This window comes from Neptunomonas japonica DSM 18939 (assembly GCF_000422765.1).
Taxonomy (GTDB): Bacteria; Pseudomonadota; Gammaproteobacteria; order Pseudomonadales; family Balneatricaceae; genus Neptunomonas; species Neptunomonas japonica.
The window spans coordinates 60648-75171 of sequence record NZ_AUGR01000023.1; the positions used below are offsets into that span (position 1 = coordinate 60648).

At 46.3% G+C, this 14524-nt stretch carries 15 protein-coding genes; 10 read left to right on the forward strand and 5 right to left on the reverse strand.

From position 1 onward, the window contains the following. Positions 1-118 precede the first annotated feature (118 nt). The 8 genes from upp to hutH all read left to right on the forward strand — a co-directional run bounded on the left by upp (position 119) and on the right by hutH (position 9332). Positions 119-745 carry a uracil phosphoribosyltransferase gene (gene upp / locus G511_RS0114875; RefSeq protein WP_028470333.1) on the forward strand — a complete coding sequence of 209 codons (627 nt, stop codon included), beginning with the start codon at positions 119-121 and terminating at the stop codon, positions 743-745. Beyond that, a complete protein-coding gene (locus G511_RS0114880) occupies positions 745-2031 on the forward strand; it encodes a uracil-xanthine permease family protein (protein WP_028470334.1) in 1287 nt (428 codons plus the stop codon). The genes upp and G511_RS0114880 overlap by 1 nt, the downstream gene beginning before the upstream one ends. Positions 2032-2192: 161 nt before the next feature. After that, positions 2193-2789 (forward strand): hypothetical protein, encoded by a 597-nt coding sequence (locus G511_RS0114885; RefSeq protein ID WP_211224921.1) that lies wholly within the window; start codon positions 2193-2195, stop codon positions 2787-2789. A 128-nt stretch (positions 2790-2917) separates the two neighbouring features. Beyond that, entirely contained in the window at positions 2918-3625 is a 708-nt protein-coding gene (hutC, locus tag G511_RS0114890; protein WP_028470336.1) for a histidine utilization transcriptional repressor HutC, read from the forward strand. A gap of 188 nt (positions 3626-3813) precedes the next feature. Further along, complete coding sequence (gene hutI, locus G511_RS0114895) at positions 3814-5103, forward strand: imidazolonepropionase (protein ID WP_028470337.1); 1290 nt, start codon at positions 3814-3816, stop codon at positions 5101-5103. Beyond that, on the forward strand, positions 5096-6037 hold the full coding sequence (hutG, locus tag G511_RS0114900; protein ID WP_036552176.1) for a formimidoylglutamase: 942 nt from the start codon (positions 5096-5098) through the stop codon (positions 6035-6037). The genes hutI and hutG overlap by 8 nt, the downstream gene beginning before the upstream one ends. A gap of 27 nt (positions 6038-6064) precedes the next feature. After that, the gene (hutU, locus tag G511_RS0114905; RefSeq protein WP_028470339.1) at positions 6065-7756 is read left to right on the forward strand and encodes a urocanate hydratase; all 1692 of its coding nucleotides are present in this window, start codon (positions 6065-6067) and stop codon (positions 7754-7756) included. Between the two features lie 37 nt (positions 7757-7793). Continuing rightward, positions 7794-9332, forward strand: coding sequence for a histidine ammonia-lyase (gene hutH, locus G511_RS0114910; protein ID WP_028470340.1), 1539 nt, complete (start codon positions 7794-7796; stop codon positions 9330-9332). 6 nt (positions 9333-9338) lie between these two features. On the opposite strand, the gene G511_RS0114915 is transcribed toward hutH, so the two are convergent. Beyond that, positions 9339-10514, reverse strand: coding sequence for a vWA domain-containing protein (locus tag G511_RS0114915; RefSeq protein ID WP_028470341.1), 1176 nt, complete (start codon positions 10512-10514; stop codon positions 9339-9341). Further along, positions 10514-11359, reverse strand: a complete 846-nt coding sequence (locus G511_RS0114920; RefSeq protein WP_028470342.1) for an AAA family ATPase — start codon at positions 11357-11359, stop codon at positions 10514-10516. The genes G511_RS0114915 and G511_RS0114920 overlap by 1 nt, the downstream gene beginning before the upstream one ends. 161 nt (positions 11360-11520) lie before the next feature. On the opposite strand from G511_RS0114920, the gene G511_RS0114925 reads away from it, so the two are divergent. Continuing rightward, complete coding sequence (locus G511_RS0114925; RefSeq protein WP_028470343.1) at positions 11521-11958, forward strand: hypothetical protein; 438 nt, start codon at positions 11521-11523, stop codon at positions 11956-11958. On the opposite strand, the gene G511_RS0114930 is transcribed toward G511_RS0114925, so the two are convergent. Then, a complete protein-coding gene (locus tag G511_RS0114930; protein WP_245574073.1) occupies positions 11953-12633 on the reverse strand; it encodes a glutathione S-transferase family protein in 681 nt (226 codons plus the stop codon). The two genes, G511_RS0114925 and G511_RS0114930, sit on opposite strands and share 6 nt — an antisense overlap. 140 nt (positions 12634-12773) lie before the next feature. On the opposite strand from G511_RS0114930, the gene G511_RS0114935 reads away from it, so the two are divergent. Next, positions 12774-13625 carry a LysR substrate-binding domain-containing protein gene (locus tag G511_RS0114935; RefSeq protein WP_028470345.1) on the forward strand — a complete coding sequence of 284 codons (852 nt, stop codon included), beginning with the start codon at positions 12774-12776 and terminating at the stop codon, positions 13623-13625. 92 nt (positions 13626-13717) lie between these two features. Here G511_RS0114935 and G511_RS23065 read toward each other — a convergent pair whose 3' ends face one another. Together G511_RS23065 and G511_RS0114945 are read right to left on the reverse strand one after the other, a co-directional pair. Beyond that, positions 13718-14155, reverse strand: a complete 438-nt coding sequence (locus G511_RS23065; protein ID WP_051222102.1) for a phage integrase N-terminal SAM-like domain-containing protein — start codon at positions 14153-14155, stop codon at positions 13718-13720. 77 nt (positions 14156-14232) lie between these two features. Continuing rightward, a partial coding sequence (locus G511_RS0114945) for a transposase (RefSeq protein ID WP_028470346.1) occupies positions 14233-14524 on the reverse strand: 292 nt, incomplete at its 5' end.

The following is a 14524-nucleotide window of genomic DNA, read 5'->3' on the forward strand; positions in this document are numbered from 1 at the left end:
AAGGGCAAGTTCCAGTCATCAAATCATGACATTAGAGTCAGGTTTCGTTACTCTTTCGACCTATGGATAACGAATAGATCAAGGTGCCTGGAAGCGCACCGAACAGTGAGAAGAAATTATGAGCGTCCTCGAGATAAAACACCCGTTAGTGCGTCACAAATTAAGTTTAATGCGTGTAGCCACCGTCAGTACTAGAAGTTTTCGACAGTTAGCTGCAGAAGTGGGCGCTCTTTTGACCTATGAAGCAACCAAAGACCTCGAGCTAGAAGAGCACAATATTGAAGGCTGGTGTGGTCCTATTAAAGGGGAGCAGATTAAAGGGAAGAAGTTCACAGTAGTGCCTATCCTACGTGCAGGTATCGGTATGCTAGATGGCGTATTGGATCTTGTTCCTAGTGCAAAGATTAGCGTAGTGGGTTTGTATCGTGATGAAGAAACACTAGAACCTGTGCCTTATTTTGAAAAACTTGCACATGATATTGAAGAGCGTATGGCACTGATTGTTGACCCTATGTTGGCGACAGGCGGTTCGATGATCGCAACCATAGATATGCTTAAAGCAGCAGGGTGCACCAGCATTCGGGCGCTTATTTTGGTGGCTGCACCAGAAGGCATAGCAAAGGTGCAAGCTGCGCATCCTGATGTTGATATTTATACCGCTTCAATTGATAGTCATTTGAATGATAACGGCTACATTATTCCGGGCTTAGGCGATGCTGGCGATAAAATATTTGGTACAAAATAATGAACTCAAATGAACCTATGTGGAAGAACGCCTTAGCGGGTTCTCAAATGTTATTTGTGGCTTTTGGTGCTCTAGTATTAATGCCACTGTTAACCGGCATGGATCCTAGCGTGGCATTGTTTACTGCCGGCTTAGGTACCTTGCTGTTTCAGTTTGTTACCAAGCGCAGTATTCCTATATTTTTGGCGTCTTCTTTTGCCTTTATTGCACCAATTCTCTACAGCGTACAAACTTGGGGTATGTCGGACACACTCGGTGGTTTGTTAGCCGCGGGTATTGTTTACATGCTGTTGGGTGCACTGGTTAAGCTAAGAGGTGTGGGTTTCTTACATCGCTTAATGCCGCCTGTTGTAACGGGCCCCGTTATCATGGTGATTGGGCTTGGTTTAGCACCGGTTGCTGTGAATATGGCGATGGGTAAAACCGGTGATGGCGCTATCGAGCTGTTTCCCTATGTGGATGCGATGATCGTTTCCATGAGCGCTTTGTTTACAACGCTGATTGTGGCGTCTTATGCAAAAGGTATCTTTCGCCTTATTCCCATTCTATTTGGTGTGCTAGTGGGTTATTCGGTTGCCGCTTTTATGGGTATGGTGAATCTGGATGCTGTCAATGCGGCGCCTTTGTTGGCCGTTCCTGAGTTTGTTTTCCCAACGCTTAATTGGGCAACTATTCTGTTTATGATACCGGTATCGATAGCGCCTGCTATTGAGCATGTTGGCGATGTGCTGGCTATCAGTAATGTGACAGGTAAAGATTACGTTAAAAAGCCTGGTTTGCATCGCACCTTGTTTGGTGATGGTTTGGCAACTTCTGCTGCCGCTATGTTAGGCGGGCCACCAAACACAACCTACTCAGAAGTAACTGGTGCCGTGATGCTGACGAAAACCTTTAACCCTGTTGTTATGACATGGGCGGCCGTCATCGCTATTCTGATGGCGCTTGTGGCTAAGTTTGGTGCTGCTTTGCAGACCATACCTGCGCCAGTGATGGGTGGTATTCTTATCTTACTATTTGGCTCGATTGCGGCAGTGGGTTTGAATACGCTTATTAAAGCGCGTGTGGATCTAACCCAGCAGCGTAACCTAGTCATTGTTGCTACCGTACTAGTATTCGGTATTGGTGGAATGGCGATTGGTGGAAATGATTTTAGCTTGCAGGGCATTAGCTTGTGCGGCGTTGTAGCGATTCTTTTGAACTTGATCTTGCCTAAAGAGCAGCCAGAAAGCGATGACCTACACGAGGAGAAAGCAGTTGTGGATGATCTGATTGATCATGCTCGCTAAGCTTATGTATTAGCTTTTCAGTATCTCTTTAAAACCCTGCCTTTGCAGGGTTTTTTATTGGGAATAATAAATCAGTACTCAAGTACCATAGTCAGGCTTATGCAAAGGAGTTACCGTTTTTAGTAAGCATATCAAAATGTTTCTAAGCAAGGTGGCAGGCTATGTTTGGCTTAACGGTGAGTAATAAAGTACTTGGTACATTGTTCATTTTCTTGAGTGGTTTTACCGTGAATACGGTGTGGGCTGCATCCCAAGAGGCATTGGCAGCATCTGCATTACAGGGTGTTAAGTCCGTGGCGTTGTTGGACAAAAATGGCCAACGTACAGTGATTGGCTCCATAACTTTTACTCAAAAAAAGGGCGGTAGCGAATATCAATTAACGCTTGAGCGTGAGCAGTTTCGCGATTACTTTCTCTCTATGAAAGAGATGAAATGCTTAGAAGGCCCTGAGCTTTGGTGCCATCTGGCTTACCCTTATGAGCAGCCGCATAAGGTGACTGTGGATAACCTTACCTGGCTGGAGCATGACCTGCTCTTTATGTTTAAGACTCCCAAAGAGTTTGGTGCTAATTTTTGGAATGGTATCTACTACAAAATGCAGGTCGAGAATGGCATTATTAAGGGTGAAGCACAGGCTGTTGATCTAAATGTTCTGGCATCTCCACCAGATGATCTTAGCGTACCTCCGGTAGGTGAAGCAGAGCTTGACGAAGTTGACAGAGATAAGCGCTGGTTGCCGATGATTGAAATCCGCTAACGAGCGTCGTATTACACGAATAGATGTTTACAGAAGATGCGACTACCTTGCATCTTCTTTCCTCGTAAGAGTATGATTTTACGCTATTGTTAATAAAACATTCCGTACCCTTACAAAGAGCTTTTCGTTTGAGTAGCAAAATTCCTCGTTATCAGCAAATCAAAAACTTCATTCTTGATGCGATTGAGAAAGGAGATTACCTCCCTCACAGCCAGATTCCAACTGAGCATGCGTTGGCAGATCAGTTTGCTGTTAGCAGGATGACCGTTAACAAAGCCATTCGTGATTTAGTACAAGTCGGCTTGTTGATTCGTACTGCGGGACAAGGCACTTATGTCACAGACCTAAAAGCGGAGTCTCCACTACAAAATATTAACAATATTGCTGATGAAGTGCGCAGCCGTGGGCGTCAATACCACAGTGTGGTGGTTCGCCTAGAAGAGCAAATTGCTCATGAGTGGGTAGCTGTGCAGCTGGGTGTGAGGGTTGGATCGCCTGTTTTTCACTCTCTGATTGTTCATTACGAAGATAAGATGCCGCTGCAATTAGAAGAGCGCTATATTAATCCAGACTGGGCACCAGAATACCTTGCTCAGGATTTTACTCAGTGCACACCGAACGAGTACCTAAACCAGAATTGCCCGCTGACCGATGTTGAGCATATTGTTGAAGCTATTATGCCCGATGCCACTGTGGCTGAATTGTTAGAGATGAAGCAAACAGAACCGTGTTTGTTATTACAGCGTAGAACCTGGTCTAAACAACACCTGATTAGTTTTGCGCAGTTAACACACCCGGGTAGCCGTTATAAGTTGCGTTCTCAAGCCCACCTTTAGACCTTCTTTCTAAAATAATTATTTGTATATACAAATACACCTCTAGTCCTTTATTTCTATGGTGAAACATAGAGAGTAGGGCTTGTTTATGTCATCTTTTGATCATTTTTAAGCACCTTCTAATTTGACGCCTAGGTTTATCTGTTGTATTTGTATATACAAATGATTTTTTGCGACGATAAATGATAATGAATGACTTTTGTGACGCCGACAAAATTTGGCTCGATCTTGATCTAGTAACGATGTCGAACAGCGCCGCTAGCTCTAACCTTGCTGCCAGCTCTGATGGTTGTTCTCAGGGATATGGTTGTTCTCAGGGATATGGTGTGCAGAAGAGTATGGCGTTGGCGGTTAAAAACGGCCGTATCAGTGCCATAGCGCCAATGATTGATATGGATAAGGCGTTATTTCTCAAAGCTAACATTGCAGGGCGTGGAGGCTGGATGACACCAGGGTTGATTGATTGCCATTCACACCTAGTGTTTGCAGGCAGCCGTGCTCAGGAATTTGAGCAGCGTTTGCAAGGTGTACCGTATGAGCAGATAGCAAGAGAGGGCGGAGGAATTCTCTCTACGGTACGCGCTACTCGTGGAGCATCCGAACAGCAGTTATTTGATTTAGCCGTACCACGCTTGCAAGCCTTGATGAGTGAAGGTGTTGCGACGCTAGAGATTAAATCAGGTTATGGTTTAACACTTAAAGATGAACTCAAAATGCTACGTGTTGCACGCCAGCTAGGGGAAGCTTTCCCTGTACAAGTGCGTACCACATTGCTGGGGGCACACGCGCTCCCGCCCGAGTTTGTAGCTAATAGCGATGCTTATATTGATCTGGTGTGTGAGCAGATGATACCGGCGGCGGCTGAGCAAAAGCTCGCCGATGCTGTGGATGTCTTCTGTGAAGGGATAGGTTTTTCGCCCGTACAATGTGAGCGAGTATTTAAAGCGGCTAAAAACTATGGCCTTGCGATTAAAGGTCATACCGAACAGTTATCAGACTTAAAAGGTTCGCAATTAGCGGCCAACTACGGGGCATTATCAGTGGATCATTTGGAATACCTTGATGCTGCTGCATTACAGCCCTTAGTAGAGAATGGCACGGTTGCTGTGTTGTTGCCGGGGGCTTTCTATTTTCTGCGTGAAACAAAGTTGCCGCCTATCCAAGCATTACGTAATGCCGGTATTCCTATGGCCATTGCGACAGATTTTAACCCCGGCACCTCTCCTTTGGCCTCTTTGCGATTAATGATGAACATGGCTTGCACCTTGTTTCGGTTAACACCAGAAGAAGCCTTGGCTGGCGTAACTTGCCATGCAGCAAAAGCACTGGGGTTGTCTGACGACAGCGGGCGGCTAGTGGTAGGTGCGCCTGCTGACATGCTGCTATGGGATATAAAACATCCCTCAGAGCTAGCCTATCAAATAGGCGTGCCTGCCCTTAAACAGCGTATCTATCAGGGAGAAACTTCTTATGTTTAAAGTACCCGATATGAGTGTTTGGATTGGCCGCGAAGACTCCCTAGAAGGCGATTTAGGTGCGCGTTGGCACCAGCAAGTGAGCGCTTGGCATGAGGGGGCAGAACCCGGTGTTGCTTTGTTTGGTTTTCCTTGCGAGCAAGGTGTGGCACGTAACTTAGGGCGTATCGGTGCCAAAGTAGGCCCGCTGGCGATCCGGCGAGCCTTGGCATCCCACGCATGGCACATGACAAAGCCTGTTTATGATGCTGGAGATATCCGTTGTGATGATTGTGATTTGGAATCGGCACAACAGCAGTTAGGTGATTGCGTAAAGCGCTTATTAGAAGACCAGCAGTTCCCTGTAGTAATGGGAGGTGGCCATGAGGTGGCCTATGGCAGCTGGCAAGGGCTTAACCTTTTTGCACGTGAGCAAGCAAAACTCCCTGTTATTGGCATTATCAACTTTGATGCGCATTTTGATCTGCGCTCTTATGAGCAAGTGGGCAGCTCAGGGACTCCATTCAAACAGATAGCTGATCAATGCAAAGCACAAAATACACCGTTTCATTATTGTTGTTTGGGTGTTGCTCAAAGTGCTAATACGCAAGCGTTGTTTAAGCGTGCAGATGCACTCGGTGTGAGCTATCGCTTGGACGAGCAGATGGGCGTTGCCTGTTTAACAGAGGCTCAACAACAGCTCGCAGAATTTATCAAAGAGTGCGACTGGCTGTATTTGACCATTGATCTTGATGTATTACCTGCGGCAGTAGCACCAGGGGTAAGTGCCCCGGCTGCCAGAGGTGTTGAGCTAGAAGTACTTGAAGCATTGATAACCGACATAAAAGCCAGTGGCAAGTTGAAACTGGCTGACATCGCCGAACTTAATCCACAACTCGATATTGATCAGCACACAGCACGAACGGCTGCACGTTTGCTGGGTTTGATCGCCCGCTAATAGATTAAATAATAAAAGGAATCCTATATGAGTTTTACCCGCCTTGATGAATCCCGTTTGATTCGTGCGCCTCATGGTAGCCAGTTACGTTGTAAAAGTTGGTTGACTGAAGCCGCTATGCGTATGTTGATGAATAATCTAGACCCAGAAGTAGCGGAGCACCCTCAGTCGCTGGTGGTATATGGCGGTATTGGCCGTGCAGCACGTAGTTGGGAGTGTTTTGATAAGATTATTGAGGTGTTACAACGCCTAGAAGAAGATCAAACATTGCTTATTCAGTCGGGTAAGCCCGTGGGTGTTTTTCAAACCCACGCTGATGCCCCCAGAGTGCTTATTGCTAACTCTAATCTTGTGCCGCATTGGGCAAACTGGGAGCACTTCAACGAATTAGATAAACAAGGTTTGGCTATGTATGGCCAGATGACAGCAGGCTCGTGGATCTATATTGGCTCCCAAGGGATAGTGCAGGGCACTTACGAGACATTTGTTGCTGTGGCGAAACAGCACTTTGATGGTGTGGCTACTGGGCGATGGATTTTAACCGGTGGTTTAGGTGGCATGGGTGGCGCGCAGCCATTAGCGGCCACCATGGCGGGTTTCTCGATGCTAGCGGTTGAATGCGACGAAACCAGAATCGACTTTCGTTTGCGTACGTCTTACTTGGATAAAAAAGCAGACACACTCGACAGCGCACTAGCGATGCTTGAGCAGGCTAAAGCTGAAGGCAAGGCTGTTTCTGTTGGCTTATTAGGCAATGCTGCAGATATCTTTGCCGAACTCGTGGAGCGTGGCATTACTCCAGACGTAGTGACGGATCAAACCTCAGCGCATGATCCACTTAATGGCTACCTGCCGCAGAATTGGAGCATGGAACATGCGGCTGCTATGCGCCAAAAAGATGAAGCTAGCGTTGTTAAAGCGGCGAAGCAATCAATGGCGGTGCAAGTTGCCGCCATGCTGACTTTACAAGCAAACGGTGCCGCCACTCTGGATTATGGTAATAACATTCGCCAGATGGCGCTGGAAGAAGGCATAACAAATGCGTTTGATTTTCCAGGCTTTGTACCTGCTTATGTAAGGCCGCTGTTTTGTGAAGGTATTGGCCCGTTTAGATGGGTGGCGCTTTCGGGTGACCCTGAAGATATCTATAAAACAGATGCTAAAGTTAAAGAGCTAATTCCTGATGACCCGCACCTACACAACTGGTTGGATATGGCGCGCGAGCGTATTGCTTTTCAGGGGTTACCGGCACGTATTTGCTGGGTGGGTTTAAAAGATCGCGCCCGTTTAGCGTTAGCCTTTAATGAGATGGTCAGCAACGGAGAGCTAAAAGCGCCTATCGTGATTGGCCGTGACCATCTGGATTCTGGCTCCGTTGCTAGCCCTAACCGTGAAACAGAAGCGATGATGGATGGCTCTGATGCAGTATCTGACTGGCCGTTGCTTAATGCATTGCTGAGTACATCAGGGGGTGCAACGTGGGTATCGCTACATCATGGTGGCGGTGTGGGCATGGGCTTTAGCCAGCATGCCGGTATGGTGATTGTGGCGGATGGAACAGAGGCGGCGGCGACTCGCTTAGGCCGAGTCTTACGGAATGATCCGGGTACAGGCGTTATGCGACATGCCGATGCAGGCTATCCTTTAGCGAAGCAGTGCGCCCGTGAGCAATCACTTGATTTGCCTATGTTAAATAACGAACAGTTAGATCACGAATAGCTAGATAACTCATAAAACGGATACCGGAATCTAAAATATGTATGAATTAATGTTAACACCGGGTCAGTTAGGGCTAGCTGACTTGCGCCGTATTAATCAAGAGCCGGTCAAGTTAGTGCTTGATGCTGGTTGCCATGATGCTATTGCTAAAAGTGCCGCTACCGTACAACAAGTGTTGGCAGAAGACCGTGTGGTTTATGGCATCAATACTGGGTTTGGTATGCTGGCCAACACACGTATATCAAGTGATGACCTAGACCTACTTCAGCGCAGCATTGTGTTATCTCATGCGGCTGGTGTCGGGCAGTTTATGAAACCATCGACAGTGCGTTTGCTGATGGTTTTAAAGATAAACTCGTTAGCGCGCGGCTATTCGGGTATTCGTTTGCAAGTGATTGAAGCACTCATCACCTTGCTAAATGCTGAGGTGTATCCGTGCATCCCTGAAAAAGGTTCTGTAGGCGCATCGGGCGATTTAGCGCCTTTAGCTCATATGAGTACCGTATTGTTAGGCGAAGGTGAAGCGCTGTATAACGGTGAGCGCATTAGTGGCGCAGCAGGTTTGAAGGTGGCTGGGTTAGAACCTATAGCGTTAGGCCCCAAAGAAGGTTTGGCATTGTTAAATGGTACTCAAGCCTCCGCGGCCTTTGCATTACAAGGGCTGTTTGCTGCGGAAGATCTGTATGCAGCGGCCACAGTAACAGGGGCTTTATCCGTTGAAGCGGCTTTGGGTAGCCGCCGGCCATTTGATGATAGAGTGCACCAAGTACGTGGTCACCAAACACAAATTGACGCTGCCGCTGCGTATCGTCATTTGCTACAAGATGACTCGGAGATTGGTAACTCACATCAAAAATGTGAAAAGGTACAAGATCCCTATTCGTTACGTTGCCAGCCGCAAGTGATGGGGGCTTGTTTACAGCAGATTAGGCAAGCCGCACAAGTATTGCTGGTGGAGTCCAATGCCGTATCAGATAACCCACTGGTGTTTGCTGATGACAACGACATTATTTCGGGAGGTAACTTTCATGCAGAGCCAATTGCTATGGTGGCAGATAACCTAGCATTAGCTATTGCTGAGATAGGTTCTTTATCTGAGCGGCGCATGGCGCTGTTAATTGATACTAACCTCTCTAAATTACCGCCTTTTTTGGTCGACAATGGCGGCGTAAACTCAGGGTTTATGATTGCTCAAGTCACGGGAGCTGCGCTGGCTTCTGAGAATAAATCACTGGCACATCCGGCTTCTGTGGATAGTTTGCCAACTTCTGCTAATCAGGAGGACCATGTATCGATGGCTACATTTGCTGCACGGCGTTTACGAGACATGTCAGACAACACGGCAGGCATTTTGGCTGTTGAGTTGCTGGGAGCGTGCCAAGGAATCGACTTTCGAGCACCGCTCAAAACAACCGTAGGCTTACAACAGGCGCATAGTCAGTTAAGAGCAGAAGTCGCGTTTTATGATAAAGACCGCTACTTTTCCCCTGATATAGAGCGAGCACAAGCGCTGATTCAGCGGGGCGACTATAACGCCTTAGTACCCGCTGATCTTTTACCTAGCTTACAGAGCTAGTGCGCTCTATTTAGATAAGTGCTTGATACCCGCTTCAAGGCCCGCAAGGGTCAGCGGGTACATGTGACCATCAAAAAGTTGATGTATCGTATCGGTTGAATGGGTGTAGCCCCAGTACTTTTCTTGTGTGGGGTTAAGCCAGATTGCTTTATCCCACGTATCAAGAATACGCTGTAACCACACCTGGCCTGCTTCTTCATTCATATGTTCAACACTGCCGTAGCGTTGTATCAACTCATACGGTGACATGGCAGCATCACCAATAAAGATAACGCGATAGTCTTTGCCGTAGGTGTGGATAACATCCATCGTCGATAGGGTGTCATGGTGGCGACGGTTGTTATCTTTCCAGACTTTCTCATATACACAGTTATGAAAGTAAAAATATTCGAGATGCTTAAACTCAGTGCGTGCAGCAGAAAATAGCTGCTCACAAAGATGGATGTAAGGGTCCATTGAACCGCCGATATCCAGAAAGATCAGTACTTTGGCGGCATTGTGTCGCTCCGGCACCATCTTAATATCGAGCAGCCCAGCATTAGCCGCGGTTGAGCGAATTGTATCGTTGAGGTCTAGCTCTTCATTGGAGCCTGTACGGGCAAATTTACGCAGCTTGCGCAAAGCAACTTTCATGTTACGTGTGCCAAGCTCAACTTGGTCATCTAGGTTTTTAAACTCGCGTTTTTCCCACACTTTAACGGCGCGTTTATGTTTGCTCTCGCCACCAATACGAATGCCTTCTGGGTTGTAACCACTGTGGCCAAAAGGTGAAGTGCCGCCCGTACCAATCCACTTGTTACCACCGGCGTGGCGGTCGTGCTGATCTTCTAAGCGCTCATTAAGCGTTTCAAGAAGTTTATCCAAGCCGCCCATGGCTTCAATTTTGGCTTTTTCTTCTTCAGATAAATTCTTTAAAAACTCAGAGCGTAACCAGTCTTCTGGAATAGCATTATCAGGAAACAGGTTAAGCGCATCGAGGCCCTTAAAGTAGTGACCAAAAGCACGATCAAAACGATCAAAATGCTTTTCATCTTTGATCAGGCAAATACGGCTGAGTAGATAAAAATCATCGATGCTGGCAAACGCGACACCCTTTTTAAGCGCATCGAGCAACACTAGCAACTCGTTTAGAGAAACGGGAATATCAGCCCGTTTCAGCGTGTTGAAAAAGTCGATCAACATTAGCGGTTATCTCGTCTTGCCATAAATGCCAGACGTTGCAGCATATGTACATCTTGCTCATTTTTGAGCAGTGCGCCATATAGCGGTGGCATTGCTTGAGCGATATCTTTATTTTGTAAAAGATCAACGGGGATATCGTCTGCAATGAGTAGTTTTAACCAGTCGATGAGCTCAGAAGTAGATGGCTTTTTCTTTAGGTTGTTCATTTCACGGATTCTGAAGAAAATTTCTAACGCGTCATTGACTAGCTCTTGCTGAATCCCTGGATAATGCACATCAACAATCTGCTGCATGGTGTCGCGATCAGGGAAGGTAATGTAATGGAAAAAACAACGACGCAAGAAAGCATCTGGCAGCTCTTTTTCATTGTTTGATGTGATGATGATAATCGGGCGATGCTTAGCAACGACACGTTCACCTGTTTCGTAAACAAAGAACTCCATTTTATCGAGTTCGACTAGCAGGTCATTCGGGAACTCAATATCGGCTTTATCAATTTCATCAATAAGCAATACGACTTGCTCATCGGCATCAAAAGCCTGCCACAGCAGCCCTTTTTTGATGTAGTTGGCGATATCGTAGACTTTTTCATCGCCTAGCTGGGAGTCACGTAAGCGCGATACCGCATCATACTCATATAAACCTTGCTGCGCTTTTGTGGTCGACTTAATGTGCCAACGGAACAGTTTTTTACCTAATGAGAGGGCAACCTCTTCGGCTAGCATGGTTTTACCAGTGCCAGGTTCGCCTTTAATCAAAAGAGGGCGCTGCATGGTAATAGATGCTTTGACTGCCATTTGCAGTTCGTCGGTAGCTACATAGCGCTCGGAGCCGTTAAAAGCCATATTGAAATCCCGTTATTAAAAGTAGCAGTGTATGTGCACCACTTAATTTGGTTTGTGCTAAGTGAATGCCCTAATGCTAGCAAATTTATTTGAGATTTACTCTATGAAAAAAAACGCGTATTTATAATGGTCATAAAACCTAAATAAGAAGGAGGCAGCAGATGAGCATAGGGATAATCAGCCAAAAGGCTCCGTTAACATTTAAGGTATTAATGGCTATTGGTTTGAGCGGCTGTATCGCTATTGTGCCGTATGCAGCAGCTAATAAAGTTGAAAAGAAAAGAGCGATGCCCGTCTTCCCGATTCAATCCTTTTCTACAGGTGCTGCTGACGATACCTGGGTAATACGTACCAGCAGCACAATAGAGTACTGCCGTAGTGAAGTGAGAGGGAAGCCGGTGATCCATTGCTATCAGCAAGATAATCCAAAGGGTTACCGCTTTACGAGTGTGCAAGCAGTGCATAATGCAGACGCTGGCGTTATATCGGCTTATGCGATGACCATCAGCGGTGATTTAGTGCACTGTCGAGTGACAGGCACTAAAAATGAGAACGGCAAGACGAAGCATAAAAAGCTAAAAGTTAACTGCCATTTATAGCGGCAGCCCAACTTCCTCTTCTTCAATGGTTTCGGACTCTTGTTTTGCATCCGCCACCCATGCTTGTACAGCTGGGTGGGCGAGCACAGTCTCTACATAAGCACGGCTATGGGCAGATACCTCTGTGTTCTTAGCCTCTGAAAAATAGGTATCAAAACGCAGTGCCACCGGTGCAAACATCACATCGGCAATACTAAACTCGCCAAACAACCACGGCCCCTGTGCGCTATTTTTCTGCAAAAGCTCTGCCCAGATAGCATCGATTCTCTGGACATCTTTAAGTGCGGCTTCTGTAAGAGTAACAGCGCGTTTTGCACGACAGTTCATGGGTAACTCATGGCGTAAACCAAAGAATCCAGAATGCATCTCGCAGCTGATAGCACGTGCTAAGGCACGCTCTGCTGCATCTGCTGGCCAGCCTTTATTATCTAAATGTGTTTCGCTGACATACTCACAAATGGCTAATGAATCCCACACGGTGATGCCGTTATCAATCAATACTGGCACTTTTCCAGCAGGTGAGTAGTTCGCCAATGATGAATAAAAATCAGCCTCAAACAATGCCAAACGCGTTTCTGTAAAAGGTAGATCAAACGCTTTTAACATTAACCAGCCGCGTAGCGACCAAGAAGAGTAGTTTTTATTTCCGATGATCAATTCCATTTCGTTCTTCATGTAGCGCTCCATTAAACGTGTGAGTGAATCAATTAATATTTAACCTAAGCGCATTGTGCAATCTTGCTTTATAACTGACTATCGAATAGTTTTTATAGCACCTATTTGAATTGCTAATGGATGGATAAGGAGTTAGTTGTATGGATATAGAAGCATTACGAAGCTTTATCGCTTTTGTTGATACAGGTAGCTTTACGCGTGCCGCAAAACAAGTATGCCGCACCCAAGGTGCTGTTAGCATGCAGATGAAAAAACTAGAGGAAGAAGCGGGGCAGGTATTGTTCAAAAAAAATGGCCGCTACCTCACGCTCACCGACCAAGGGCAATCACTCGTCAGCTATGCGCGGCGCATCGTAGGTATGCATGATGAAGTACTCGGCTCACTTGCCAGCCATGCCATCCATCCACCGATACGTATCGGCTGCCCAGACGATTATGCTGAGTCTGTATTGCCACAACTCACCGAACAACTCATACAGCAGCTACCCCAGCAAAGCATACGTATCCACTGCGATTGCAGCACTCAATTAAGGCTAATGCTGGATAACGGTGAGATCGATATTGCCATCCTGACACGCACACCGGAAAAAGAGGAGGGTTACCTGCTCAAACATGATACTGGCGTATGGGTACATGGCGGCTATCCAGAATTACTCGCGCAACAAATGCTGCCACTGGTGATGTACGAGGCAGACTGCAAATTCCACAGCAGCGCGATTGATGGGTTAGAAAAACAGGCCAAAAACTATCATTTGGTGTGCACTACCTCCAGTGCCACGGCGATCAAAAGCCTGCTCAAACGTGGTTTAGGCATTAGCGCTATGGCTCGCTCTAGCGTATCACCGGGGCTGGTGGTGGTTGATCAAGTGGCTAACTTACCAGAGCTGCCCGCCGTTGATATTGTGGTGGCGGTCGCGCCAATCCCACACCCAATGATGGGGGCTGCGATGGCAGCTAAGTTATGTGCGGAGTTTAGGGAAGAAAAAATTTAATTTAATCAATATGGTTTAACTAGCCCGTTAATAACATACGTATATCAGCATCTGATTGTAGTAAGTTAAGAACGAAGAGCCCTACATTTACACTACCAATGGGCAGTAATGCGCTCAATCCGTCTCAATCCCGAACCGTACAATATAAACGCCATTGTTTTATGTACACCCGTCAGGTGATCAAACAGAAGCGCCACCTCATTTTCTGTTAAAACGACAGGAAGTTTTGGCTGTTTACGAGGTCGACGATAGTCTCCCAAGTCTCCTAATGGCTGATTTAGAAATTTATTGTAGAGGTAGGCCAATGCATTTAAAGCCAGGGCTTGAGTTGCTGGTGAAACAGTACGATTTAAAGCCAAATGCGAAACAAACTGACGTACTTCCGTTGTACCCATCTGTTTGGGGTGTTGCTTATTATGGAAATAAATAAAGCTGCGAATCCAGTAGAGGTAAGTATTTATCGTACGCATGCTGTAATTTTGAACTCGCATATGATCATGCAGTGATGCGAGAAATGGTGAAGGTGCCATAAAGTTCCCTCTTTATTTGGCTGTGTTTATATAAGGGGTATCCCTTTAGCTCCATTCATATACTAATCAGCAACATTTTACTTTTTTATCACATCCTTGTAGGTAATTGGGGATGTTAAAATACTACGCTGAAGCAGTCGATAAAAAAGTAAGCCTCTAGATTTTGAGGTCCGTCGATTAAAACGAAAAACAAACTCATCTAGATATGAATCAAGTTGTTTTGGCTGTATCGCCCCATGATGTGTGCCTAGCAACCACCGTTGCAATAAGGCAGCAACGCGATGAACGCCTGGCATAGATTCATGAGCAGCAACATCTGACCCAAGATGAACCGAGCGTCGATGCGTATATCCTATATCATCAAGATTT

Coding starts and splice junctions, on each gene's coding strand:
- upp (WP_028470333.1), top strand. CDS start 119: ATGAGCGTCCTCGAGATAAAACACCCGTTAGTGCGTCACAAATTAAGT.
- G511_RS0114880 (WP_028470334.1), top strand. CDS start 745: ATGAACTCAAATGAACCTATGTGGAAGAACGCCTTAGCGGGTTCTCAA.
- G511_RS0114885 (WP_211224921.1), top strand. CDS start 2,193: ATGTTTGGCTTAACGGTGAGTAATAAAGTACTTGGTACATTGTTCATT.
- hutI (WP_028470337.1), top strand. CDS start 3,814: ATGAATGACTTTTGTGACGCCGACAAAATTTGGCTCGATCTTGATCTA.
- hutG (WP_036552176.1), top strand. CDS start 5,096: ATGTTTAAAGTACCCGATATGAGTGTTTGGATTGGCCGCGAAGACTCC.
- hutU (WP_028470339.1), top strand. CDS start 6,065: ATGAGTTTTACCCGCCTTGATGAATCCCGTTTGATTCGTGCGCCTCAT.
- hutH (WP_028470340.1), top strand. CDS start 7,794: ATGTATGAATTAATGTTAACACCGGGTCAGTTAGGGCTAGCTGACTTG.
- G511_RS0114915 (WP_028470341.1), bottom strand. CDS start 10,514: ATGTTGATCGACTTTTTCAACACGCTGAAACGGGCTGATATTCCCGTT.
- G511_RS0114920 (WP_028470342.1), bottom strand. CDS start 11,359: ATGGCTTTTAACGGCTCCGAGCGCTATGTAGCTACCGACGAACTGCAA.
- G511_RS0114925 (WP_028470343.1), top strand. CDS start 11,521: ATGAGCATAGGGATAATCAGCCAAAAGGCTCCGTTAACATTTAAGGTA.
- G511_RS0114930 (WP_245574073.1), bottom strand. CDS start 12,633: ATGAAGAACGAAATGGAATTGATCATCGGAAATAAAAACTACTCTTCT.
- G511_RS0114935 (WP_028470345.1), top strand. CDS start 12,774: ATGGATATAGAAGCATTACGAAGCTTTATCGCTTTTGTTGATACAGGT.
- G511_RS23065 (WP_051222102.1), bottom strand. CDS start 14,155: ATGGCACCTTCACCATTTCTCGCATCACTGCATGATCATATGCGAGTT.